The organism is Halomonas sp. MCCC 1A13316, from assembly GCF_014931605.1.
Classification (GTDB): domain Bacteria; phylum Pseudomonadota; class Gammaproteobacteria; order Pseudomonadales; family Halomonadaceae; genus Halomonas.
In genome coordinates, this window is sequence record NZ_CP053382.1 from 4,017,768 (window position 1) to 4,041,572 (window position 23,805).

Here is a 23,805-nt window from a genome sequence, read left to right on the forward strand (position 1 = left end):
ACCTTAGCAAGCTACGCCAGCGTGTTGCTCAACGCCGGCCAGCGGGATACTCAACGGCGTTCATGGCGGCTGTAGCGATCCGCCCCCTCGATGAAGCGTCGCAGTTCCTCCAGCGCCTTGTCGGTGGCGAGTGTGGCCTGCGGCCGCCCCGTCTCGACCCGGGCGAGCGCCACCGCCGTATCGTCGAGCAGGGTCAGCGCCGATTCGTTGCGCGCGAGCAGGCGCCGCAGGCGACGGTCGGTCTCCTCGATCAGTTCTAGCCGGCGCTTGAGCGCTATCCGCTCCTCGACGGACAGCCGGCTCCCCTCCTGCTCCAGGCGTCGGCGTACATAATCCCCATCCAGCCCCGTCACGCCACGCGCTTGGGCCGCCATGGAAGTAAAAGTATCCACCGCCCCGAGGCAAACTTCGGTGATCAGGCCACGGGAGCGCTCGAAAGCCAATTCGCTGCGATCGAAACGCGCCGTCAGCAGCTCCATCACATGTGCATAGCGGGTGTAGAAACGGTCGACCTGGCTCGCCAGATCGGCACGTTTCACGTCGAGCAGCCCTTGCTTGGCGCGGCATAGTGACAGCACCAGCTCATCGGCATCCACCGGCGGCCGGGTGGGGTCCAGCTCGGCCACGCCAGTCTCCCGTGCGGTACGCTCCTGCTCGGCGCGCCGCCGCTCGCTTTCGGCCGCGAGCCGTTCCTGCAACCGACGTTGATGCCGCCGCGCACGCCAGCGGCGCCAGCCACGCTCCACGGGCAGCGATACCCCCACCGCCACCAGGCCGGCCAGCCAGCCGCCCAGGCTCGGCCCGAAGCCACCCCACAGCGAGGTCAGCCACAGTACCGTGCTGATGAAGGGCACCAGCAGACAATAGCGAAACAATACCTGGAGACGATTGGGGTTCTCGGTGGCGACCGCCAGACGCGGATTGGCCAGCCCGACCAGGCACCACGGCAGGCAGGTAACGAATAGCCCATAAGAGAAACCCTGCAGAAAATCCAGCATAAGCCTCATGCGCCAGCGGGTAGTTGCCTTGAGTGTACGGGGGCCGACAACGGCGTGCGAGCCTGATGGCCTCAGCGGCACAGGCGGAAACCGCGCATGCCGAAGTGGAAGTGGTCGGCATGGGCGCGGTTGTAGGCCGGGCCCAGCACATTGCCGAACAGATCGCAGGCGCCGTCGCGCGCCTCGCGCAGGAAGGCTCCCCGCGCGCCCTCGTCGCTCCAGTGTTCGAGCAGGGTGATTCGGCGTCCATCCTCCAGGCGGAAGGCCGCCACATCGAGAGCCTCGGCCGTGGCATGCTCGCTGCGACGACCGCTCTCGCGACCGTAGACATTGCGACAGGCGAAGCTACCGTAATGTTCGACACGCGCGACTCGGCTGCCGAAATGGGCCTCGGCAGCCGGCTGCAGGCGCTGAAGCTCGTACATGACCCAGGCCAGGGCCAGCGGGCAACTCGCCACGAAACTGGTATTGAACGCGACGTCGCTGTCATGCAAGCGCACGACGTTGCTCAGCGGGCAGCCGGGGGAAGGCTCATGGACATTCAACGGGGTCATCCGCAGCGTCCCCTCAGGGGCCGTGCCGAGCGCCGTCAAGCACGCCTCTCGGTCGTCGGCCAGGAGATGCAGTTTCCATTGGGTGACCGGGGTCAGGAGGTCGTCGACGCTCAGCGGTTTCCAAGGGTGCCAGTGGGCGGGAATTCGCTCTTCGAACTGCCACCAGGCCGCAGCAGCCACGGAAACCAACATGACCCATATCAGCAACGAGCGCATCTCGACCTCGCACTAGAGCAACAAGTGCAATACCAGCGCCACACCCCCCACCGTCAGGGCCGTGAGCACGGCAAGGTCAACCGCACGGTCGAGCCAGCGATCGAAGTTGTTCTGACGCCCGCGGTTCGGCTGCCGCCGGCGGGTGGCGCCTCGCTGAAGCGCGCGACGGCGTGAGCCGATGAGAGACATGGTAGACGTCCGGTTCCCCATTCCTCTCAGAGCTTACGGCCTGCGCCACCCACTGGCTACCTGCTATTACAAGCTGGTTTTTAACGTCATATGGCCAAGCACGAATCCTTGCGGCCACACCTACCCTCCTTCACGGTGATTGATGCGCCGATTTATCACGTTGGGCGCGCGACGCAACCGCTCCTGCTCGCCCAGCACCTCGGCCTCGAAAGCATCGGCGCCCACCGGCGTCTCGCCATGGCGGCGGTAAAGCTGGGTGAGCATGGCCCGTCGGTCGGCGCGCAGTTCGCGAATCAGTACCACGATCATGCCGTAGAGAATGAAGGTGAAGGGCAGCGCCGAGAGTACTGCCGCCGACTGCAGCCCGGTCAGGCCACCGGCGGCAATCAGAGTGAGGCAGATGGCGGCAATCAACATGCCCCAGACCACTCGCTTGAACAGCGGCGGGTTGATCGAGCCGTTGTCGGTCATCTGCGCCACGATGTAGGACGCCGAATCGGCCGAGGTGACCAGGAAGATGAAGATCAGCAGCATGGCGATGACCGAGAGCACGCCGGTAAAGGGCATGAGCTCGAACATCTCGAACAGCGCCACGGTGATGTTGGCTTCGGTGGCGGTCGCCAGGCCGAAATCGCCGGCCAGCTCCATGTGCAGGGCGGCGCCGCCGAACACGCCGATCCACAGGCAGGCCAGCAATGGCGGCACGATCAGCACGCCGAAAACGTACTCCTTGATGGTGCGCCCGCGCGACACCCGAGCAACGAAGGTGCCGACGAACGGCGACCAGGCGATCACCCAGGCCCAGTAGAAGATCGTCCAGTTGGACGCCCAGGTGTTGTCGCTAAAGGGCGCGATACGCAGGCTCATGCCGATGAAATTCTGCAGGTAGTCGCCGACACCCAGGGTGATGGTTTCAAGAATCATCACCGTGGGGCCGGTCACCAGCACATAGAGCATCAGGCCGATGCACAGGATCATGTTGAGGTTGGAGAGCCGGCGGATCCCCTTGTCCAACCCCGACCAGGTGGAGGCCATATAGGCGAGGAACATAAAGAACAGGATGACGGACTGCCACAGTACGCTCTCGGGTAGACCGAACACGGCATTGAAGCCGCCGTTGAGCTGCAACACCCCCAGCCCCAGCGAGGTCGCCACGCCCATCACCGTAGCCACCACGGCAAACACGTCCAGGGTCGGTGCGTAGGGGCGCACGCGCGGGTACTTGGCGGCAACCGACGACAGCACCGACGAGACCAGCCCGGCTTGCCCCTTGCGAAACTGGAAATAGGCGATGATCAGCCCCACCACCGAAAAGGCCGCCCACTGATGGATGCCCCAGTTGAAGTAGCTGTACTGGATGGCGTAGCGCGCCGCCTCGGTGCTCTCGGCGGGCACATCGCCGTAGGGCGGTTCGACGTAGTGGAGCATGGGCTCGGCCATGCCGTAGAACACCAGGCCCACGCCGAAGCCGGCCGCCAGCAGCATGCTCACCCAGGAGAAGAAGCTGAAACTCGGCGTACTGTCCTGCGGCCCCAGACGGATCTTGCCGTACTTGCTCAGGGCCAGCGCCAGCAGGAAAATCACGAAGCCGAACACAGAGAAGAGATAGAACCAGCCGAATAGCCGAGTGACACCGGCAAGCGCGGTATCTGCCGCCTCGCCGAAAGCCTCGGGAAAACCGGCGCCCAGTGCCACCAGCGCAAGAATGATCAGGGCCGACACGGCAAAGACCCGCTGCCCTCCATGGTTGGCCATAAGGCGCTCCTTGCTTCGTCCTTGAACGCCCTCATCCTAGCAGGCCAATCCTGACACCACACAATCCACTGCCACCGCCGTCGATTCGGACCACAAAAACCATTGCATCGCGGCGTCGAGACGACGATTCTGGAGAAACCAAGCAGGCTAAAGGTTTTGAGTCTCGAACATGCCCCGACTTTCCGACACCCCACTATCCGTACTCGACCTGGCGCCGATTCGCCAGGGCGGTACCATCGCCGACAGCTTCGCCGAGAGCGTGGCGCTCGCCCGGTTGACCGAACGCCTGGGCTTCACCCGCTACTGGCTGGCCGAGCACCACAGCCTCGACGGCATCGCCAGTGCCGCTACTGCCGTGCTGATCGGCCATATTGCCGGCGCCACCTCGCGTATCCGTGTGGGCAGCGGGGGTATCATGCTGCCCAACCATCCACCGCTGGTGATCGCCGAACAGTTCGGTACGCTGGAAACTCTCTACCCGGACCGCATCGACCTGGGGCTGGGACGCGCACCGGGCTCCGACGCCGCCGCCATGGCCGCACTGCGCCGCGACCCTTATGCCGGCGCCGAGAACTTCCCTGAGCTACTGGCCGAACTCCAGGGCTTTCTCGGCGAGGAGCGGCCGGCGCAACGTGTACGCGCCGTACCCGGCCAGGGCACCAACGTTCCGCTCTGGCTGCTCGGCTCCAGCGGCTACAGCGCCCAGCTCGCCGCCCGCGAGGGACTGCCGTTCGCCTTCGCCGCCCAGTTCGCCCCCGGCTACCTGCAAGAGGCGCTGCGGCTCTACCGTGACAATTTCCGCCCCTCGGCGCTGCTCGAACGCCCCTATGCCATGGTCGGGCTACCGGTGATTGCCGCCGAAGACGACGAACGCGCCCAGTTCCTCGCTTCCACTACCCGCCAGAAGTTCCTCGGCATGGTGCGCGGGCGTCGCACCCGCTCGCTGCCGCCGGTCGAGACGCTCGACTGGACCCCCATGGAGCGAGTGCAGGTGGAGCAATTCCTGGGCGCGGCGGTCATCGGCGGGCCCGACACCGTGCACGCGGGACTCGAGCGCTTTCTCGAGCAGACCGGGGCCGACGAACTGATGCTCAACACCGACACCTACGCCAGCGAGGATCGTCGGCGCAGCTACGAGATCGTGGCCGAGGTGTGGCGCGCATGACCCCACCCGTAGCTGGCGCACGACTCGACCTCCCCGGCGTGCTCTCCGGCATCCGCCGCATGGCGCCGCTGTCGCTGTTCGTGGTGATCTTCGGCCTGGCCTTCGGAGTGGCCGCGCTGTCGCGCGGGCTCTCGGGTCTCGAAGCCATGCTGATGAGCGCGCTGGTATTCGCCGGCGCTTCGCAGTTCGCCGCCCTCGAACTGTGGGGAGCGGAGATTCCACTTCTGCCGCTGATCGCCACCACCTTTGCCATCAACGCCCGCCATCTGCTGATGGGGGCCGCCATCCAACCCTGGCTGGCCCATCTGCCATCCGGACAGCGCTACGCCAGCCTGGTGGTGATGAGCGACTCCAACTGGGCCATGGCCGCCGCCGATCGCCAGCGCGGCGAGACCAACGTCGGCATGCTGGTGGGAGGTGGCATCGCCCTGTGGCTGACCTGGCTCCTGGGTACGCTGCTCGGGGTGATCTTCGGCAGCGGCATCGAGGAGCCCCAGCGCTTCGGGCTCGACGTGATCATGGGCTGCTTCCTGCTGGCCATGCTGGTAGGCGGGCGCCGCGACCTGTCGATGCTGCTACCGTGGAGCGCTGCTGCACTGGCCGCCCTGGCAGCTATGGTCTGGCTACCGCCCCACTCCCACGTGATCGTCGGTGCCCTGGCCGGCGGGCTGGCGGGTCTGCTGCTGCCGCAACGGCAGAAGGAGGCCGCTTGACCCTGCCCTCGACGACGGCGGGAGCCGTCATTGCCATCCTGATCATGGCAGTGGTCACCTACCTGACCCGCGCAGGCGGCGTGTTCGTGATGTCGCGCATCCCCATCGGTCCCAAGGTGGAGCGATTCATCAACGCCATGGCGGGCTCAGTGCTGGTCGCGGTGATCACGCCCATGGCGATGCAAGGCGACTGGGGCGCGAGGCTGGCGCTGGTGGCCACTCTCGTGGTGATGCTGACCACGCAAAAAACGCTGGCGGCGATCGGCGCGGGTATCGTGACCGCCGCCCTGTGGCGACTGGTCGCCTAGTCCCCAGGGAACGATCCTAATCCCAAAGTCTCAAAGGGACAGTCACTCGCACGCCGCGCTGCGGCGTCATCATCGGAGACGTCCATGTTCGACCGCAACGATCCTCGCCGCAACGCCGCCTGGCAGGCTGCCCAGCAGTGGCGCACCCGGGCGAATCAGGCTCCCCGCGGCCCCCTGGGTGGGTTGAAGCTGATCTTTACCTGGCTACTGTTCGGCCTGCTGCTGATCGTCGGCACCGTACTCGGCCTGTTCTTCCTGTTGCTCGGCTGGGCCATGCTGCCGATCGTACGTTACCGCATGAAGAAGCGCCTCGAGCAGATCCGCGCCGAGCAGGCCAAGGATGCCGGCAGCGGCCACTATGACAGCGCGACCCGTTATCGCGAGACCCACTACCGCGGAAACCGTCGCCCCGGCGAGCATGAACTGCTGGAGGGCGACTACGAGGTGCGCGACGACGAACGCAACGGCTGACCGGTCGGCATCAGGATACAGAATCGATAAGCCATCATTTGCACTGGAAAAAAAACGCTCGCCTGCCATCACTTGAAGCCATACCACCCTGATGTTTCCGGAGACAACAACAATGCCTCGACTTCGGACGACAGCGGCCGGCCCCAGCCTGCACGCCCTGGTCGGCCGACCGGCCGGTAGCCTCTACGACTTCGATTATGCGCCGGTCCTGGAGCAGGCCGACCTGACATGGAACCGCGAGAACCTGGACGCCTTTCTCTCCGGGCCCCAGGATTTCCTGCCCGGTACGCGCATGGTGCTGTGGGGCTCGACGAGCGCTCGCGCCAGCGCATCTCTCCATCGACAATCTGGAAAGTATCGCCGCGCCCTGAAGTTCACTCTCTCCGCCGGCGCCCTTGGGAAGCGCTAAAGAAATCGTCGAGCAGGATGAAGCACAAGGCGCACGCAGCACAGTACCGAGCGAAGCGACAAACAGCCATAGGCTGGCCCCGAAGGGGTGAGAAGCCGAAGGCTGCGAGTCAGCCGGAGCCTATGGGTATAGGTGAGGGTTTCGACCGGGCTGGCGCACCAGCACCGCGCAACGCAGTGATTCGCACGCGCCGACAGTTATGTAGTGTTTCCCTTGCCCCCCAGCATGCCCCGCGACGGGAATAGCTCAGTATCGCCACCAGCAGAGCGGCCACGGCCACGCTGATCATTGTCGCATCAACGTTGAAACGCTCGTACATGGCGAAGCGGATCATCTCGACGGCATGGGTGAAGGGGTTGAGCGCGGAGATCCGATAGACTAGGTGGCTGCCTTCGCGGATGCGCCACAGTGGATAGAGCGCCGAGGTTAGGAAGAATATCGGGAAGATGAGGAAGTTCATTACCCCGGCAAAATTCTCATTCTATGCTCGGGCACCCCCAGTTCGGCAAACAGCTCGGCGAGCTCCGGGTCGTGGCGCTTGGCATGCAGCAGCACGGCGTCTTCCACCGCGAAGCGGCCAGAGGTGGCGCGCAGATACATCTCTCCGCTAGCGCGATCGACGAAGCGCACTTCCGGCACCTTGGCGATGCACTGCTTGAGGAAAGTACAGTTCCTGGCCACCGTCAGGCTGTCGCCGCCGGGATAGACTTCGTCCGGACACGTCGCCGCTGTGTTGATCTTCTTGTAGCGTTCGAGGTTGACCAGGCCCTGGGGGTCCAGGATGTGAAGCACCTGGCGGGTGCCGTGGGCGATCACCGCCGGCGGGGTATGCTTGGGCACGCTGTTGTCGAGAAAGACGTACTTGAAGCGCGGCCGTGGACTGCCCATCCATTTGAAGAACACTCTGGGCATCCCGTCGTAGGACTCCACGCAGTGCCCCAGGAAGTCCGACACCGCCTTGTAGCGTCCCCGCTCCAGCCCTCGCTGCCAGCCACGCTCCACCGTGGCTTCCGGGGGAGTGATGATGTAGTAGATGTGCATGGTGGCGACGTACTTGGCATAGGTATCGTCGAGGATCCGCGCCACCGTCTCCGACGAGAAGCTATCGAAGCGAAACCGATCGATCAGCAAGTTCGGAATGGTGCGGTCACGCCGTGCCTTGTCGCGGATGTAGCGGTCGAGCTTGGCATCGATCAGCTTGACCTCCTTGCCCGCCAGGCGGCCGGCATACTTGTACGCCTCGCCCAGCGCCTCGTAGTCGAGCAGCAGGCGACGCCAGATATCGGGAGTGATGGTGCCGTACTGCTCCGGTTGAACGCCCAAGTCCTGCAGGGTATGCCTCAGCAGGTGCCGCAGGGAGCTCTTGCCCGCCGCCGAGGCGCCCTTGAGGCTGATCAGGATCGGCTCGTCGGCAAGAGGAACCCGCTCGTAGCCCTCTTGCTGCATGGCCCGCTCGACATGAGGCGCCAGCAAGCGGCCGATGATGCGGCTGCCGTAGTCGTTACAGGCATGCCGGGTGATCAGCCTTGCCAGCACCTCTCGATCCACCCCGATATGGCCCTGGATGGCGGCAATCGAGCTCAGGACGCGGTAAGCGCTCTTGTAGACGGCCTGCTCCAGCTCGTCCTGGGCAGCCAAGCCCTGCTGCTTGATGCTCTGAATCGCATCGTGGTGCCGCTCCTCCAAGGAGCGGCGATCCGTCTGTCGCTGCGGAGCAGGACGCCTGCCCAGCCATCTGGCCAGAAAAGTGGCGGGCTCGGGATCGGTCACCACTGGCTCAGGCGCAAAAGCGGCCGCGAGGATCTCATCCGCCTTGTCGTGTATCGCCGCGTAGAGCCGATCGAACTCCTGCTGGAACACCGGCAGGTGAGGAGAGAGATAGTCGAACAAGATCTTTAGCGTAATGCGACGGAAGTGGTGCCCCAGCACTTCTTCCTCTTCGCCCTCGAGCACCATGATGTCGGCCGTCACCCGAACGATCAGCTCTTGCAGTACCAGGCGCTCGGCACGGAACGCGACCAGCTCCTCCTCCTCGAGGCCGGTGAGGGCCCGCAGTTCGGGAATCTCGGCCAGTCGGGAAGAGACGTTGTCGGGGCGATGGATGGTTTCCAGGGCCTGGTAGCGTCTGGGCAGGTCGGCTTCGAGGCCGGGGTTCCATGCCGAGTACTCGGGAACAGCTCGATCAAGCATAGGCGCCATACACGTGTTGCGGTTTCAGGCCGATGGTCGGCGGTCATGCCCCGACATTGGCCGAATTCCTCGCGCGGGGCAATCACTGCCTCTCGCTGGCGGCAGAAGCCGTTCGCCGCCCCGACAGCACGAAGGGACGGTGCAGCAACTGGTAGGTCAGGGATCCTACCACCACGCCCCAGAAGGCCGAACCCAGCCCCAGAAAACTGATGCCCGAGGCGGTGGCGATGAAGGTGATTACCGAGGCCTCCAGGTGCTCCTTGCGGGCGGCGAAAGCGCTGACGTTGCTGGTGATGGCGCCGATCAGCGCCAAACCGGCCAGCACCGCCACGAATTCCCCGGGCAGCGAGGTGAAGAGCAGCACGATGGTGCCGGCGAAGGTGCCGCCGATCAGGTAGCAGAGGCCATTGGCCACCCCGGCCACGTAGCGCTTGTCGGGGTCTTCATGGGCCTCCTTGCCGGTGCAGATGGCTGCGGTGATGGCTGCCACTACAGTGGTAATCCCGCCGAAGAAGGCGGTGGCGAAGGAGGTCAGGCTGGTGATGGTGACGATCGGCCTGGCCGGCGTGTCGTAGCCCGAGGTGCGCAGGATCGCCATGCCCGGCAGGAACTGGCCGGTGAGGCTGACCAGCGCCAACGGGATCGCCAGACTCAGGGTGGCGTGCCAGGTCCACTCGGGGCGGATGAACTGGGGCTCGGCCAACTGGATCGAGACGCCGCGCAGGCTCGCCCCTTCCAATACCACCGCCAGTACCACGCCGACGATCAGCAGCAGGATCAAGCTGTAGCGCGGGTTGAGCCGCTTGAAGACCAGGTAGGCGACGATCATGCCGATGGCCAGCGCCGGTACCGACTCCAGCGCGACGAATATCCCGACACCGAACTGGAACAGGATGCCGGCCATCATGGCACTGGCGATGCCGGGCGGGATCGCCTGAACGATGCGGTCGAAGGAACCGGTGATACCGACCACGAAGAGTATCACCGCCGCGGAGAGGTAGGCCCCCACGGCCTCGCCCAGCGACAGCTCGGGAAACAGGCTGACCAGCAGCGCCGTGCCCGGCGCCGACCAGGCGGTGACCACCGGCACCTTGAGCCACAGGCTGAGCAGGATGCCGGAGGCGGCAGCACCGAGGGAGATCGCCCAGACCCAGGAGGTCATCATGGCATTCGAGATCTCCGCGCTCTGGGCCGCCTGGAAGAAGATCGCCAGCGGACCGGCATAGGAGATCAGCACCGCCACGAATCCGGCAGTGAGCGCAGGTAGGGAAGCATCTTTGAGTAGCGACATGGTCAACGGCCTTGGCTGGTTTCTGCCGGCGAGAAAAAAGGCCTGGACCAGCGCGCGGTCTCAGGCCAAGGAGGATTCATGCGTATTGGATCAACGCGCCGACGCGGCGGAACAGCCGGTGGTGGTGGACTCGCGAGAGAAGTCGAAATCCCTGAACTCCACCAGCATGGAGAGCCCCGCCCCCAGTACCAGCGCCCAGAAGGAGGAGCCGATGCCGAGAATCTGGATTCCCGATACGGCGATCAGGAAGGAGAACATCGCGCCTACCTCATGCTTGCCGGAGAAGGTCATGTGCATGGCCGAGCCGATCACGCGCAGCAGTGCCAGCCCCGCGATGATGGCGATGAAATAGCTCGGCATCGCCTCGATCAGGCTGAACACGAAGCCGTAGAAGGGCGCCGCCGTGACGAAGATGATGCCGACGATCACCGCCGCCACCCAGCGCTTGTCGTGGCTACCGGCTTCCGGCCCCGAACAGATCCCGGTCATCGGCGCGGCGATGCAGGTGCTGTGCAGGTTGAAGAAGGCCGAGACCATGGTGCCGAAGCCGCCCAACGCAGTGATCGCATTGGCCGGGGCGCTCTTGTAGCCCATGCCCTTGACCAGCCCTACCCCGGCGGGCGTCTCCATGCCGACGAGGATCAGCGCCAGCGGCAGGCCATAAGCCAGGAAGGCTTCCAAGGTGAAGGCCGGCATGATGAACTCAGGCAGCTTGAAGGAGAACGTCACGCTCGAGAAATCGGCGCCGGAGAGCGCCATGTAGCCGACGCCCACCAGCAGCGTGACCACCAGCGGCGGCACCCGGCGCAGGTAGCGCGCGGCGAAGAAGAACGAAAGGATCATCACCGACGCCGGCAGCAGCGCGTTCTGCAGCGGCATCACCATGTTGGTGCCGAACTTGAGCAATATGCCCGCCACCATGCCCATCACGATGGGCATCGGAATCAGCCGCATGACCAGGCTCATCCACCCGGCAAGACCCACCACCAGCGCGATGGCTCCCGCCATCAGCGTGGCGCCCAGCGCCTCGTTGAGCCCCACCACGGGGATGATGGCGGCGAACAGCAGCGCACCGGGGATGGAGTTGGCCACCGGCAGCGGCAGCCGGTAGTAGGCCGGCAGGAACAGTCCGAACAGGCCGTTGATCATCAGGTAGCTGATCACCCACAGCAGGGTGAACTCTTGGGGAAGCCCTGCTGCTGTGCCGGCGCTGATATGGATGATCCCGGCACTGAGGCCGAAGATCCCGGCCACCAGACCGGCACTCAGGTTGTCGGCATTGAGGTCGCGAATGAAATCGCGCGGTGCCGTGACAAGGCCGGCACCCTTCTCGATATGTTTCACGTTGTGCTCCAGGGGGTTTTTTTATGTTTGAAGTGTTGGCGCTAATTGTGAACGTGTTGCTTTGGGTCGATCAGCCGCTATCACCACCCGCCACCGGCATTACGCTGCCGGTGATGTAGCCGGCATCGCGCGAGGCCAGGAACAGGATCGGGCCGGCCTGCTCGTCGAGGGTGCCGTAGCGCCCCATGAAGCTGGTGGCCTGGGTCTGGTCGACTAGCTGCTGGTACCACGCCCTTTCCTGCTCGCTCTGCTCGGCGCTGTTGCGCGGTATGACCCGCGGCGGCGCCTCGGTGCCGCCGGGAGCGGTGGCGTTGACGCGAATGCCGTGCTCGGCGTACTCGAAGGCCAGCGCCACGGTCATGGCATTGACGCCGCCCTTGGCCGCGGCATACGGCACCCGGTTGATACCGCGGGTGGCTACCGAGGAGACGTTGACGATGTTGCCCCGGCTCTCCAGGAGGTAAGGCAGCGCCGCGCGGCAGCACCACAGGGTGGGAAACAGCGAGCGGCGCACCTCGGCCTCGATCTGTTCGGGGCCGTAGTGCTCGTAGGGCTGGGCCCAGATGGTGCCGCCGACGTTGTTGATCAGCACGTCGAGCCGGCCGTAGTGCTCCAGCACCTGGCGCATCACACTTTCCGCGCCTTGCCAGGTTTCAAGGTCGGCCATCAGGGCGATTGCCTCGATGCCCGCTTCGCGCAGTTCGGCCGCCACCTGCTCGACATGCTCGGCGCGGTCCACCAGCGCCAGCCGGGAACCCTCGGCGCCGGCACGCTCGGCGACGCGCCGGCCGATGCCCTGGGCGGCACCGGTAATCACCATCACCTGCCCTTCGAAACGTGGGCCCTCGATGCGCGCGCTCATGCCACCGCCTCCTTCTTCGCCTCTTCCGGGGCCAGGCTCGGAGTGAACTTCTCGTAGTGGAAGCTGGCCGGCGAGATGCCCTGCTCGCGGAAGTGGCTGAGCACCGCGTCCACCATCGGTGGCGGCCCGCACAGGTAGACATCGACCTCGCCGTCATGCAACAGCTCAGGCGCCATGTGGTGGGTCACGTAGCCCTTGTGCGGATGCTCGCTCGCCGCGTCGGCGACCACCGTGGTGTAGGCGAAGTCGGGCAGCGCTTCGACGAAGGCGTCGAGCTCCTCGAGCTTGACCAGGTGGTCGTCGATATTGACGCCATAGAGCAGGCGCACCGGCTGGTCGCAGCCCTTCTCCTTCAGCTGCTGGAGCATGGCCAGGAACGGCGCCAGGCCGGTGCCGCCGGCCAGCATCAGTACGGGGCGCTCGACTTCGCGCAGGTAGAAGCTGCCCATGGGTCCGGTCAGGGTCAGCGCATCCTCGGGCTTGGCCGCCCCGGTGAGATAGCCGCTCATCAGTCCGTCCGGCACGTTGCGGATCAGGAACGAAGCGCAACGCTCGCCGGGCAGCGAGCTGAACGAGTAGGAGCGGGTTTCGTCGCTGCCCGGGACCTGTATATTGACGTACTGGCCCGGCAGGAAGGCGAGACCTTCGTCTTCATCGAGATCGACGACCAGCTCGAAGCTGTCCTCGGAGAGCCGCGCAACCTCGGCGACCCGGGCCGGGAACTCGCCCACCGCGGTCTTGCACAGACTCGAGGCCACCGGCACCTGCACCACGCAGTCCGACGACGGCACCATCTGGCAAGTGAGTACCTTGCCCTCGGCGGCCTCCTCGTCGGAGAGCGCCTCGTCGATGTACTCGTCGCCCAGGTCGAAGGCGCCCTGCTCGCAGGTACCCTTGCAGGTGCCGCAGACGCCGTCGGAGCAGTCCATCGGCAGGTTGACCTTGTGGCGATAGGCGGCGTCGAGCACCGTCTCGCCGTCCTTGCAGCTGATGAAGCGGGTCACGCCGTCTTCGAAGTTGAGGGCTATCATGTAGCTCATGCTCGTCTCCTCCCCACCGGGTTCACGATCGTTCAGACGTGATACACGTCGATGACCTGGTGGATGTAGTCGTTGTTGAGCACCACCTTCTTGTAGGTGATCAGCGGCGTGTCGCCGGACACGTCCAAGGTGTAGAAGGAGGTGCCGAAGTAAGCGCTTGTCTGCTGGTAGCGATGGCTCAGGGTGTGCCAGTTGAAGCGCAGCTCCACCGTGTCGCCCTGCCGGGAGAGCACCTCCAGGTTGGTGACCTGGTGGGTGGTGCGCGGCTCGGGGATGCTGGTCGCCCCGGAGCGCTCGGTCTTGATGCGGTAGACGCGATCCTCGAGACCTTCGCGGCTGGGATAGTAGATCAGCGAGATCTCGCTCTGCGGATCCTCGGTCAGCCGGTCGTCGTCGTCCCAGGCCGGCATCCAGAAGACGACGTTCTTGTGGTAGCAGGTCAGCCACTCGTCCCACTCGCGGTCGTCGAGCAGACGAGCTTCGCGATGAACGAAGGCCTGGATGGCCAGAAAATCGATGCTCATGATGACCTCCTCAGGATGCGCTCGTTTCTACGGGCGTGGTGGCGATGAACTGGCTGCGCTCCTTGTCGATGGCGCGCAGCATCTCCTCGACCCAGTGCTTGTGGTGCATCACGTAGAGGCCCTCGTCCTCGGGCGAGGCGCCACTCAGCAGCGGCTTCATGTCGATTGCGCGGGCGTTGTCGTCAGCCCCCTCGATCCACTGCTTGGCCCCGCGGGAGAGGTCGTTCCACTCGGCGTCGAGGCCGGCATAGCCGTTCTGGCAGGCACGGAACTCCTCCAGGTCGTCAGGCGTGCCCATACCGCTGACGTTGAAGAAATCCTCGTACTGGCGGATGCGCAGGGCACGGTTCTCGGCGGACTCGCCCTTGGGCGCGAAGCAGTAGATGGTGACCTCGCTCTTGTCCACGGCGATGGGCCGGATCACGCGGATCTGGGTGGAGAACTGGTCCATCAGATAGACGTTGGGGTAGAGGCAGAGATTGCGCGTCTGGTTGACGATGGAGTCGGCCCGCGCCTCGCCGAGCTCCTGCTCGATGCGCTCGCGCTGGGAGTAGACCGGGCGCACCTCGGGGTTGAGCAGGCGGGTCCACAGCATCATGTGGCCGTTCTCATAGGAGTAGAAGCCGCCCATGCTCTTCGACCAGCCGTTGGCGTCCACCGCCTTGGTGCCGCCGGCGTCGTAGTTGCGCCGCTCCATGGTCGAGGCGTAGTTCCAGTGCACGGTGCTGACGTGGTAGCCGTCGGCACCATTCTCGGCGCCCAGCTTCCAGTTGCCGTTGAAGGTGTAGGAGGAGGTTCCGCGCAGGATCTCGATGCCCTCCGGCGCCTGATCGACGATGTTGTCGATGATCTTGGTGGTCTCGCCGAGATACTCGGTGAGCGGGGCGACGTCGGCGCTAAGGCTGCCGAACAGGAAGCCACGGTAGTTCTCGAAGCGTGCTACGCGCTTGAGGTCGTGGGAGCCCTCCTGCTTGAAGCCTTCGGGGTAGGCCCCGCCCTTCTCGTTCTTGGCCTTGAGCAGCTTGCCGTCGTTCTTGAACGACCAACCGTGGAACGGGCAGGTGAAGGTGCCCTTGTTGCCGCGCTTCTTGCGGCACAGGGTGGCGCCGCGGTGGGCGCAGGCGTTGATCAGCGCGTGCAGCTCGCCCTGCTTGTCGCGGGTGATGATCACCGGCTGGCGGCCCATGGTGACGGTCATGTAGTCGCCCGGCTCGGCAACCTGGCTCTCGTGGGCCAGGAACAGCCAGTTGCCCTCGAAGACGTGCTTCATCTCCAAGTCGAAGAAGGCCGGGTCGGTGAACATGCTGCGGTGGCAGCGGAAGATGCCGTTCTCGGGGTCGTCGACGACGGCTCCGCGAACGCGCTTCTCGAGACGATCAAGCTGTGCGGTCATTGCTCCAACTCCTCGTGGCTCTTGTCAGGTCGTGAGGCTCCCCTACCCGCCGGCCGGAGCCGGCGGGGGAGCGCTTCGTTTCGTCAGATGTCTTGCGAAAAAGCGGCGGGCGATCAGGCCTCGGCGGGTTCGCGCTTGGCCGGCGCCGTCTCGTCCTCGAGAGCCCGAGGCCGCTTGTGGCGGCTCTGCAGCTCGGGGTCGGCGGTCGAGGCCAGCTCGACGTCGAACACCACCTCGGTGAAGGGGGCCTCGAGCCCACGCTTGGCGGCCTCGCCTGCGTCCTCGATGCGGGTGGCCTCGACCACCAGCTCCTCGCGGGTGGCGAAGGCGAAGTCGTCGTAGGTGTACTCATCGCCGGCCAGATTGATCTGGGTCGTCAGGTGACGATGGCCCGGCGCCGAGACGAAGAAGTGGATGTGCGCGGGGCGCTGGCCGTGGCGACCGAGCAGCTTGAGCACCTGGTCGGTGGGGCTGCCGGCCGGCACGCCGTAGCCGGAGGGAATGATGCTACGCGCGCGGTAATGCCCCTCAGCGTCGGCGAGGATGGTGCGGCGCAGGTTGTAGTCCGACTGCGAGGGGTCGAAGAAAGAGTAGTTGCCTTTGGAGTCGGCATGCCAGATCTCCACCTGGGCGCCGGGGATCGGCTTGCCCTGGGTGTCGCGCACCTGACCGGTCAGCCACATGACCTCGGCGCCCGTATCGCTGCCGTCGTCCATGCGCGTCTCGCCCTCGGCCACCGGCGCGCCGGCGACGTAGAGCGGGCCTTCGATGGTGCGCGGCGTGCCGCCGGACAGGCCTGCCTGCTCGTCGGCGGCGTCCATGCGCTTGTCGAGGTAGTGATCGAAGCCGAGCCCCGGGGCCAGCAGGCCGAACTGGCTCTCCTTGCCCAGCTCGTTGAGCAGGCTGACGGCGGACCAGAACTCCTCGGGGCTGACATCGAAGTCATCCATCAGGCGATACACGTCGGACAGCAGGCGATGCAGGATCTGCTTGGCGCGGTGGCTGCCGCCCTGCTCATCGAAGCCGGCCACGGCTTTCAGGAAGTTCTGCACGTCGGGGGTATCGAAGATCTTCACGGTCATGGGTCTGTCCTCGTTGTCGTTGGCTGCCCCATGGGGCTGGCGTGAATCGCCGGGATCAGCTGTCGTCGTCGCGAATCGATGAGGGATGGCGGCACAGCGGCTTGACGCCGATCTCCATCCACGGGAAGAGTGGCAGGCCCGCGACGAGCTCCTGCAACTCAGCGTTGTCGCGCACGTCGAAGATGCTGACGTTGGCGTAGCTGCCGGCGACACGCCACAGATGGCGCCACTTGCCCTGGCGCTGCAGCTCCTGGGCGTACTCCTTCTCACGCGCCTTGATCGCGGCGGCCTCCTCGGCCGGCATCGACGGCGGCAGCTTGACGGTCATTTCCACCTGAAACAGCATGGGTGCATCCTCCGGTTACTTGCGCGTGTAATGCGCCAACTTGTCTTCATCCAGGGCGATGCCCAACCCCTGCCCTTTGGGTAACGCGACGCCGAACTCGCCATAGGCGAGCGGCTCGGCAACGATGTCGTCCTTGAGCAGCAGCGGACCGAACATCTCGCTGCCCCAGGCCAGCTCGGGCAGCGTCGCCCAGGCGTGCAGCGAGGCAGCAGTGCCGATGGTGCCCTCCAGCAGGGTGCCGCCGTAGAGACCGATACCGGCCGCCCGGGCCACCTCGGCCAGCGCCAGGGCGCCGCGCGGGCCGCCGGCCTTGGCGATCTTCAGCGCGTAGGCGCCGCTGAAGCCGGCCGCCGCCAGGGCAAAGCCGTCGCGGGCGTCGGCCACCGCCTCGTCGGCCAGCATCGGCACCTCGAAGCGGTTGGCCAGGCGCACCATGCCAGCATGTTCGCGAGCGGGAATCGGCTGTTCGATCAGCTCGATGCCGGCGGCCTGCAGCGCAGCGATACCGCGCACGGCGGTGCTCTCGTCCCAGGCTTGGTTGACGTCGACACGCACGCTGGCGCGCTCGCCCAGTGCTTCCTTGATCGCAGCGACGTGACGCACGTCCTCGTCCACGCTGTTGGCGCCGATCTTGAGCTTGAAGTCGCAGTGGCGGCGCTGTTCCAGGCGCTGGAAGGCTTCGTCGATGTCGCGTCCGGTGTCGCCGCTGGCCAGTGTCCACAGCACCGGTAGATGGTCGTGACGCACACCGCCGAGCAGTTCGGCCACGGGCAAGCCCAGGCGCTTGCCCTGGGCGTCGAACAGCGCGGTTTCCAGCGCCGACTTGGCGATGGCGTTGCCGCGGGCATGGCGGTCGAGCCGTGCACGCAGCGCCGCAACGGCGCCCGCCGGCTGGCCGATCAGCAGCGGCGCCAGGTAGGTATCGATGTTGCGCTTGATACTCTCGGGGCTCTCGGGGCCGTAGGCGAGCCCGCCGATGGTGGTGCCTTCGCCCAGCCCCTCGATGCCGTCTGAGTCTCGCAGACGCACGATGACCAGCGTCTGGCAAGCCATGGTGGTCATGGAGAGCTTGTGGGGGCGGATGGTCGGCAGGTCGACCAGCAGCGTTTCGATGGACTCGATTACGGATGACATGCGCGCTCCGGCGGTTCGGTGTTTCGATACTGTGGCAGTTTGATTGCCTCTATCCGGCCGAACCAATATCGTTTAGGTCCGAAGCCATACCCTGGAGGTATCATGGAGCTGCGACATCTACGCTACTTCTGCGCCGTGGCGGAGGAGCTCAACCTGACTCGGGCAGCGGCCAAGTTACATATGGCGCAGCCTCCTTTATCAAGGCAGATCAAGCAATTGGAGGATGAAATTGGCGCTGAGCTGTTCGAGAGAAGTGCGCGCGGGCTGCGCCTGACACCGGCAGGACAGTTCTTCCATGAGCATACCCTGCAGATAATGGAGAAGCTCGACACTACCGTCGCCGCGACCCAACGCCTGGCCCGCAGCAAGCGCGTCATGTTCGGCATCGGCTTCGTTCCCTCGGTGTTCTACGGGCAGTTGCCGCTGCTGGTGCGGGAATTACGACAAAAGGATAACGTCGAGCTGGTGCTGGCCGAGCTGACCACGGTGCAGCAGGTGAAGGCGCTCAAGAGCGGGCGCATCGACATGGGCTTCGGCCGCATGCGCATCGACGACCCCGACGTGGAGCAGGAGAACCTGTTCGACGAGCCGCTGATGGCCGCACTGCCCGAGGGACACCCTCTGGCCGAGACCACGCCGACCCTGGCCCAGCTCGCCGAGTATCCGTTGGTGCTGTTCCCCGCCCAGCCGAGGCCCAGCCTGGCGGACATCACACTAGGGCTGTTTCGCCGTCGCGGCCTCAAGGTAACCGTGGCGCTGGAGGCCAACGAGCTGCAGACGGCGCTAGCGCTGGTCGCCTCGGAGATTGGTATCACGTTGGTACCGGAGCAGGTCAAGCGTGTCCGTCGCGACGGCATCGTCTATGTCTACCTGGCGGATGCGGGACTGACTTCGCCGGTGATCTGCAGCCGACGCAAGGGCGAGGCCCCCTCGCCGACCATGCAGGAGGCCAACGCCATTCTCGAAGTGCTGGTCGAAAACCGCCGCAGCGGGCGCTATCCCTAGGAAGCGAAAGGGTCAGTCGCGAGGCGCGGCGACGGCCAGGCACGACGCCCGGCCGCCGTGCTGTGACAGCAGCGTGAATTCCTCCAGCGCCAGATCGGCGGCGTCGAGCTGCGCCTTGAAGGCCTCCGCGTAGGTCACCTGGCCGAAATCGATGCTGGTGAACCGCTTCAGCACGGGCTTGAGACGCTCCATGAAGCGTGAGGGCCGCTGCTGGATGGTCTGGGTGAAATACATTCGCCCATCCGGCTTGAGCAACGCACGGCAGTGGCGCAGCGCCCGTTCGGGTTCAGGCAGCAGCATGAAACTGGCGGAGAAGTAGACGGCGTCATAGGGCCCGCCGCGGTGATCGTAGACGGACTCGAGACGCACCTCGGCACGCTCGGCCAATGATGAATCGCGCAGCCTGCGCCGGGCGCGCTCGACATAGTCGCCGTCGATATCGATGCCTGTCACCCGCAGGCGCTTTTGAAGCACCCGCTCGGCGTTGGCCAGCAGCGCACCGGCGGTGCCGATGCCCACATCGAGCATTACTGCATCCTCGGGCAGGCGTTCCAACACCTCGGCATACCAGCGGGCGGTGAGCCGCAGGATCAGGGCGTCGTATAGAAAACTTCGCATCATGGCTCCGTGAGCTTCCGCACGCCGTTCTCATTGTAAATGAACGTTAGGCATGAACTCGACAGCCGGAGCGCAGCGAGAGAGACGCGCTTGTCATCCTCCCTTGCGGTCCGAGGGATGGTTGATACCGTCCGACACCGGCACCTGACCCAGCTCGAAAGGATTGACGTCCTCCAGGCAGCCGACGTTATAGCCATATTCATTGGGATCGGAACGCCGCTGATGGTGCGTATAGATCCCGCAGTTCGCGCAGAAATAGTGTTTCGCTGTCATGGTCTTGAACTGGTAGAGCCTCAAGACATCTTCGCCCTTGACGACGCGCAGACCATCGAGACTCACCGAGGCAACGATGGCACCTTTTCGTCGGCAGAGGGAGCAGTCGCAGCGTCGCGGGTCCTCGATCCCGTTGGGTAGCGTCAACTCGAGCTCGACAGCGCCGCAGTGGCAGGTCGCCTTGTGCTTCAGCCGTATCTCGGTATCGCCGACGTTCCTGATCATGCCCCTACCTCAACATTTCTGGATTAGCCCATGTCTACAGGCGTTGCCTTTACAACTCTCCCATGAAAACTACGGCCCGGCCCAGACCAAGGTCGGGTTGCGACGCCTCTGCCGGAGCGAAACCATAGCGAACTAGCGTACGCACCACGCACTTACACTGCTAGCCCCGCTAGCGGAACGGAGCCCGAGCATGACCCAACCCTGCGCAATCGTCACCGGCGGCGCCCGCAACATCGGACAGGCCATCGCCCTGCGCCTGCAACAGGATGGCTACCGTACCATCGTGCTGGACATCGTCGAACCCGAGGCTAAGTCGCTCAGGGCCGACGCCCGTCAGGTCGACCTCGCCGAGGTGGAGGCTACCCGAGCGGTGCTCGCCGAGATTACGGGAATCCATGCCGTGGAGTGCCTGGTCAACAACGTGGGGATCGTTGCGCCCGCACTGCTCGACGAGACGCGAGTGGAAGATTTCGACCGTCTGATGCATCTCAACGTGCGCTCGGCGCTGGTCTGCACCCAGGCGCTGCTGCCAAGCATGCGTCAGCACCGCCACGGCCGTATCGTGTTCAACGCCAGCCGTGTGGTACTTGGCAAGGAGGCGCGCACCCTCTACAGCGCGACCAAGGGCGCACTACAGTCCATGGCTCGCACCTGGGCGCTTGAACTGGCCGGTGACGGCATCACGGTCAACTGCGTCGCTCCCGGCCCAATCGCCACCACCGCCTTCTGGGAAAACAACCCGCCGGACTCCGAGCGTGCGCGGCGCATTATCGACAACATCCCGGTGCAGCGCATGGGCCAGCCCGAGGATGTGGCCCAAGCGGTGAGCTTCTTCTGCGACGCGCGCAGCGGCTTTGTCACCGGCCAGACGCTGTTCGTCTGCGGCGGTGTCAGCGTCGGCTGACGTTGCGCTAGATCACGCCCCGCTGGCGCAGCTCTTCTATCTCTTCCGTCGCCTTACCCAGCAGCCGCGCCAGCACGGCCTCGGTGTCCTCACCCAGTGTCGGCGGCGCCTTGCGATACTCGATCCGGGTGCGCGAGTACTTGATCGGGTTGGCCACGCCGGGAATCGGCCCACGCTGGGTCTCGAGTTCGATCTTCATCTCCCGTGCCTTTACCTGGGGGTCTTCGAAGACCTGAGCGATGTTCTGGATCGGCCCGCATGGCACCGCAATCTCGCTCAGCAGCGCTATCCACTCGGTACTGGTGCGCATGCGAGTGATCTCGACCATCAGTGCCACCAGTTCCAGGCGATGTTGGACCCGCCCCGGATTGGTGGCAAAGCGCGGATCCTCGGCCAGCTCGGGCCGCCCCACCGCCCGGCAGAAACGCTGAAACTGGCCGTCGTTGCCGATGGCGATGATCACCTTCTCGCCGTCGGCGGTGGGAAACGGCTGATAGGGCACCAGGTTGGGGTGGTACTCGCCGGTACGGGTGGGCGGCGTGTCGCTGCAGAAGTAGTTCTGCGCCTGGTTGGCAAGCCAGCTCACCTGCACGTCGAGCAGCGCCATGTCGATATACTGCCCTTCGCCGGTCAGGTGGCGATGATGGAGCGCACCGAGGATGGCGATGGCGGCATTCATGCCGGTAGTCAGGTCCGCCACCGCCATGCCGACCCGTTGCGGACCGGCACCCGGCTCGCCGTCGGCCGCACCGGTGATGCTCATCAGGCCACCCTGAGCCTGGATCAGGTAATCGTAGCCGGCCATGGCAGCCATCGGCCCGGTCTGGCCGAAACCGGTGATGGAACAGTAGATCAGCCCTGGGTTGATGGCTTCCAGTGTGCTGTAGTCGAGCCCCTTACGAGCCAGGCCGCCACTCTTGAAGTTCTCCACCAGGATGTCGCTCTCGGCGGCCAGTGCGCGGATCAACGCCTGACCCTCGGGTTTGCCAATATCCACGGTCACCGAGTGCTTGCCGCGATTGGCCGAGAGATAGTAGGCCGACTCGCGGGTCTCGTTATCGTCGCGATCCTTAAGCCAGGGCGGCCCCCAGTGGCGCGTATCGTCGCCGCTCAGCGGCCGTTCGACCTTGATCACTTCCGCGCCCATGTCGGCCAGTATCTGGGTGCACCAGGGGCCGGCCATCACACGGCTCAGGTCGAGTACGCGCAGGCCCGTCAGCGGTCCCGCCATGTCGTCGTCTCCTCACACTATGGTTCCACTCTTATGGGTTCCACCCGTGCGTGGTGCTCACGGCGTCTGCCGCGTCGTGTCGCTGGTTGATGGCTGCCGACGCGAGGTGATGTAACGGTAGAGCGCCAGCAGGATCGAGCCCAGCGTCAGAGCGATGAAAACCCAGGTGATCGGGCCGCGCACGAAGATCGAGAGATCGTTGTGGCCGATCAACAGCGAGCGACGCAGGTTGTCCTCGAACATCGGCCCGAGGATGAAGCCGATCAGGAAGGGGGCAGCCGGAATCGCAGCGCGATTGAAGATGTAGCCCAGCACGCCGAAACCCAGCATCAGCCACACGTCAAAGGTGTCGTTGTTCACGGCATAGGCACCGTAGACGCAAAACATCAACACGATGGGAAAGAGGATTTCCTTGGGAATGTCCGCAATCAGCGAGAAGTACCTGATCGCGCCGTTGCCCACCACCAGCAGCACCAGCGAACTGAACATGATGCCAATGAACAGGGCGTAGATCAGCGGCAGGTTCTCCTGGAACAGCAGCGGACCCGGCGTCAGGCCATGCACCATGAAAGCGCCGAGAATGATGGCGGTAATCACGTCCCCCGGAATGCCCAGTGACAGCAGCGGAATCAGGGTTGCCCCGGCCACGCCGTTGTTGCCCGCCTCGGCCGCGGCCACGCCTTCCACCTCGCCTTTGCCGAAGTTGTCGCGATTGGGCGAGCGGCGACGGGCGTCGCTGTAGGAAATGAAGGCCGCAGCCGTGGCCCCGGTTCCGGGAATGGCGCCGATGATCACGCCGATCAGGCTGCCGCGGATGATACTCTTCAGGCAACGCTTCAGCTCGGCCAGCGAGAGGCCCGCACCGTTGGCCTTTGCCTTGATGTGCGGCAGCGCCTTCTTGCGATAGAACTCGATGATCTCGGGAATGGCGAATAGCCCGATCAGCAACGGGATGAACGAGATCGAGTCCATCAGATTGTAGTTGCCAAAGGTCAGCCGCTGGGAGCCGAAGACTTCGTCCAGCCCCACCAGCGAAAGCAGGATGCCCATCAGCGCGGCGAGCAGCCCCTTGATCATCGAACCGCTGGCCAGCGAGATGATGATGGTCAGCGAGAAGCAGATCAGCCAGAAGAACTCGGGGGCACCGAAGTTCAGCGCGATCTTGGCCAGGTAGGCGGCAAAGAAAATCAGCGCAATATTGGAGATGAAATCGGCGATCACCGAGGAGTAGAGTGCCGTCTTGAGCGCCTTCTTGGCATGGCCCTGCTGGGCCATGGGGTATCCGTCAAGCAGCGTACAGGCGGAAGCCGGCGAACCCGGCGTGCGGATCAGGATGGCGGTGATCGAACCGCCGTACATGCCGCCCTTGTAGATACCCACCAGCAGCAAAATGGCTGCCACCGGCTGCATGGAAAAGGTGAACGGCAGCGCCAGGGCCACCGCCATGGTAGCGGTCAGGCCGGGAATGGAGCCCACCACCACACCGATGACAACGCCCAGCGCAATGGCCAGGAAGTTGTCCAGGCTGAGGAAGAGCTCGAGAACTTCCGACAACATATCCATAA

General features: G+C 64.8%; 26 protein-coding genes. 7 read left to right on the top strand and 19 right to left on the bottom strand.

The features are described from left to right. Nucleotides 1-50: 50 nt before the first annotated feature. The 4 genes from HNO52_RS18650 to HNO52_RS18665 all read right to left on the bottom strand — a co-directional run bounded on the left by HNO52_RS18650 (nucleotide 51) and on the right by HNO52_RS18665 (nucleotide 3,712). Entirely contained in the window at nucleotides 51-998 is a 948-nt protein-coding gene (locus tag HNO52_RS18650) for a cobyrinic acid a,c-diamide synthase (protein ID WP_197566675.1), read from the bottom strand. Between the two features lie 71 nt (nucleotides 999-1,069). Next, a complete protein-coding gene (locus HNO52_RS18655) occupies nucleotides 1,070-1,744 on the bottom strand; it encodes an extensin-like domain-containing protein (RefSeq protein ID WP_442907074.1) in 675 nt (224 codons plus the stop codon). Nucleotides 1,745-1,780: 36 nt separating this feature from the next. After that, a complete protein-coding gene (locus HNO52_RS18660; protein WP_197566677.1) occupies nucleotides 1,781-1,957 on the bottom strand; it encodes a hypothetical protein in 177 nt (58 codons plus the stop codon). A 120-nt stretch (nucleotides 1,958-2,077) separates the two neighbouring features. Next, nucleotides 2,078-3,712 (bottom strand): BCCT family transporter, encoded by a 1,635-nt coding sequence (locus tag HNO52_RS18665; RefSeq protein WP_197566678.1) that lies wholly within the window; start codon nucleotides 3,710-3,712, stop codon nucleotides 2,078-2,080. 169 nt (nucleotides 3,713-3,881) lie between these two features. On the opposite strand from HNO52_RS18665, the gene HNO52_RS18670 reads away from it, so the two are divergent. The 5 genes from HNO52_RS18670 to HNO52_RS18690 all read left to right on the top strand — a co-directional run bounded on the left by HNO52_RS18670 (nucleotide 3,882) and on the right by HNO52_RS18690 (nucleotide 6,778). Then, nucleotides 3,882-4,877, top strand: coding sequence for an LLM class flavin-dependent oxidoreductase (locus HNO52_RS18670; RefSeq protein WP_197566679.1), 996 nt, complete (start codon nucleotides 3,882-3,884; stop codon nucleotides 4,875-4,877). Further along, nucleotides 4,874-5,590, top strand: coding sequence for an AzlC family ABC transporter permease (locus HNO52_RS18675; protein ID WP_197566680.1), 717 nt, complete (start codon nucleotides 4,874-4,876; stop codon nucleotides 5,588-5,590). Before HNO52_RS18670 ends, HNO52_RS18675 begins: the two co-directional genes overlap by 4 nt. Continuing rightward, nucleotides 5,587-5,898, top strand: coding sequence for an AzlD family protein (locus HNO52_RS18680; RefSeq protein ID WP_197566681.1), 312 nt, complete (start codon nucleotides 5,587-5,589; stop codon nucleotides 5,896-5,898). Before HNO52_RS18675 ends, HNO52_RS18680 begins: the two co-directional genes overlap by 4 nt. A gap of 84 nt (nucleotides 5,899-5,982) precedes the next feature. Then, nucleotides 5,983-6,369: a hypothetical protein gene (locus HNO52_RS18685; RefSeq protein WP_197566682.1), complete on the top strand. Its 387-nt coding sequence runs from the start codon at nucleotides 5,983-5,985 to the stop codon at nucleotides 6,367-6,369. A 112-nt stretch (nucleotides 6,370-6,481) separates the two neighbouring features. Next, a complete protein-coding gene (locus tag HNO52_RS18690; protein WP_197566683.1) occupies nucleotides 6,482-6,778 on the top strand; it encodes a c-type cytochrome in 297 nt (98 codons plus the stop codon). 109 nt (nucleotides 6,779-6,887) lie between these two features. Here the strand turns inward: HNO52_RS18690 and HNO52_RS18695 are convergent, their stop codons facing one another. The 11 genes from HNO52_RS18695 to HNO52_RS18745 form a co-directional block, all read right to left on the bottom strand. Next, on the bottom strand, nucleotides 6,888-7,238 hold the full coding sequence (locus HNO52_RS18695; RefSeq protein ID WP_197566684.1) for an ABC-2 transporter permease: 351 nt from the start codon (nucleotides 7,236-7,238) through the stop codon (nucleotides 6,888-6,890). Continuing rightward, nucleotides 7,238-8,968 (bottom strand): DEAD/DEAH box helicase family protein, encoded by a 1,731-nt coding sequence (locus HNO52_RS18700; RefSeq protein WP_197566685.1) that lies wholly within the window; start codon nucleotides 8,966-8,968, stop codon nucleotides 7,238-7,240. Before HNO52_RS18700 ends, HNO52_RS18695 begins: the two co-directional genes overlap by 1 nt. Before the next feature lie 82 nt (nucleotides 8,969-9,050). Then, nucleotides 9,051-10,259 (bottom strand): benzoate/H(+) symporter BenE family transporter, encoded by a 1,209-nt coding sequence (locus HNO52_RS18705; protein WP_197566686.1) that lies wholly within the window; start codon nucleotides 10,257-10,259, stop codon nucleotides 9,051-9,053. A gap of 90 nt (nucleotides 10,260-10,349) precedes the next feature. Continuing rightward, nucleotides 10,350-11,603 (bottom strand): benzoate/H(+) symporter BenE family transporter, encoded by a 1,254-nt coding sequence (locus tag HNO52_RS18710; protein ID WP_197566687.1) that lies wholly within the window; start codon nucleotides 11,601-11,603, stop codon nucleotides 10,350-10,352. 70 nt (nucleotides 11,604-11,673) lie between these two features. Beyond that, complete coding sequence (gene benD, locus HNO52_RS18715; protein ID WP_232090389.1) at nucleotides 11,674-12,465, bottom strand: benzoate diol dehydrogenase BenD; 792 nt, start codon at nucleotides 12,463-12,465, stop codon at nucleotides 11,674-11,676. Then, the gene (gene benC / locus HNO52_RS18720) at nucleotides 12,462-13,505 is read right to left on the bottom strand and encodes a benzoate 1,2-dioxygenase electron transfer component BenC (protein ID WP_197566688.1); all 1,044 of its coding nucleotides are present in this window, start codon (nucleotides 13,503-13,505) and stop codon (nucleotides 12,462-12,464) included. Before benC ends, benD begins: the two co-directional genes overlap by 4 nt. A gap of 32 nt (nucleotides 13,506-13,537) precedes the next feature. Next, nucleotides 13,538-14,029: a benzoate 1,2-dioxygenase small subunit gene (benB, locus tag HNO52_RS18725; RefSeq protein WP_197566689.1), complete on the bottom strand. Its 492-nt coding sequence runs from the start codon at nucleotides 14,027-14,029 to the stop codon at nucleotides 13,538-13,540. A gap of 10 nt (nucleotides 14,030-14,039) precedes the next feature. Further along, nucleotides 14,040-15,422, bottom strand: coding sequence for a Rieske 2Fe-2S domain-containing protein (locus tag HNO52_RS18730; RefSeq protein WP_197566690.1), 1,383 nt, complete (start codon nucleotides 15,420-15,422; stop codon nucleotides 14,040-14,042). 113 nt (nucleotides 15,423-15,535) lie between these two features. Then, the gene (gene catA / locus HNO52_RS18735; RefSeq protein ID WP_197566691.1) at nucleotides 15,536-16,504 is read right to left on the bottom strand and encodes a catechol 1,2-dioxygenase; all 969 of its coding nucleotides are present in this window, start codon (nucleotides 16,502-16,504) and stop codon (nucleotides 15,536-15,538) included. Nucleotides 16,505-16,559: 55 nt separating this feature from the next. Then, the gene (gene catC, locus HNO52_RS18740) at nucleotides 16,560-16,850 is read right to left on the bottom strand and encodes a muconolactone Delta-isomerase (RefSeq protein WP_159554963.1); all 291 of its coding nucleotides are present in this window, start codon (nucleotides 16,848-16,850) and stop codon (nucleotides 16,560-16,562) included. A 15-nt stretch (nucleotides 16,851-16,865) separates the two neighbouring features. After that, the gene (locus HNO52_RS18745) at nucleotides 16,866-17,984 is read right to left on the bottom strand and encodes a muconate cycloisomerase family protein (RefSeq protein ID WP_197566692.1); all 1,119 of its coding nucleotides are present in this window, start codon (nucleotides 17,982-17,984) and stop codon (nucleotides 16,866-16,868) included. Nucleotides 17,985-18,086: 102 nt separating this feature from the next. Here HNO52_RS18745 and HNO52_RS18750 point away from each other — a divergent pair, with 102 nt between their 5' ends. Continuing rightward, a complete protein-coding gene (locus HNO52_RS18750; protein WP_197566693.1) occupies nucleotides 18,087-18,989 on the top strand; it encodes a LysR family transcriptional regulator in 903 nt (300 codons plus the stop codon). Nucleotides 18,990-19,001: 12 nt separating this feature from the next. Here HNO52_RS18750 and HNO52_RS18755 read toward each other — a convergent pair whose 3' ends face one another. Next, entirely contained in the window at nucleotides 19,002-19,610 is a 609-nt protein-coding gene (locus tag HNO52_RS18755; protein ID WP_232090390.1) for a class I SAM-dependent methyltransferase, read from the bottom strand. A 90-nt stretch (nucleotides 19,611-19,700) separates the two neighbouring features. Beyond that, nucleotides 19,701-20,105, bottom strand: coding sequence for a GFA family protein (locus HNO52_RS18760; protein ID WP_197566694.1), 405 nt, complete (start codon nucleotides 20,103-20,105; stop codon nucleotides 19,701-19,703). Between the two features lie 190 nt (nucleotides 20,106-20,295). Here HNO52_RS18760 and HNO52_RS18765 point away from each other — a divergent pair, with 190 nt between their 5' ends. Continuing rightward, a complete protein-coding gene (locus HNO52_RS18765) occupies nucleotides 20,296-21,009 on the top strand; it encodes an SDR family NAD(P)-dependent oxidoreductase (protein ID WP_197566695.1) in 714 nt (237 codons plus the stop codon). A 7-nt stretch (nucleotides 21,010-21,016) separates the two neighbouring features. Here HNO52_RS18765 and HNO52_RS18770 read toward each other — a convergent pair whose 3' ends face one another. Then, complete coding sequence (locus HNO52_RS18770) at nucleotides 21,017-22,240, bottom strand: CaiB/BaiF CoA transferase family protein (protein ID WP_197566696.1); 1,224 nt, start codon at nucleotides 22,238-22,240, stop codon at nucleotides 21,017-21,019. A gap of 57 nt (nucleotides 22,241-22,297) precedes the next feature. After that, on the bottom strand, nucleotides 22,298-23,803 hold the full coding sequence (locus HNO52_RS18775) for a tripartite tricarboxylate transporter permease (RefSeq protein WP_197566697.1): 1,506 nt from the start codon (nucleotides 23,801-23,803) through the stop codon (nucleotides 22,298-22,300). Between the last annotated feature and the right edge of the window lie 2 nt (nucleotides 23,804-23,805).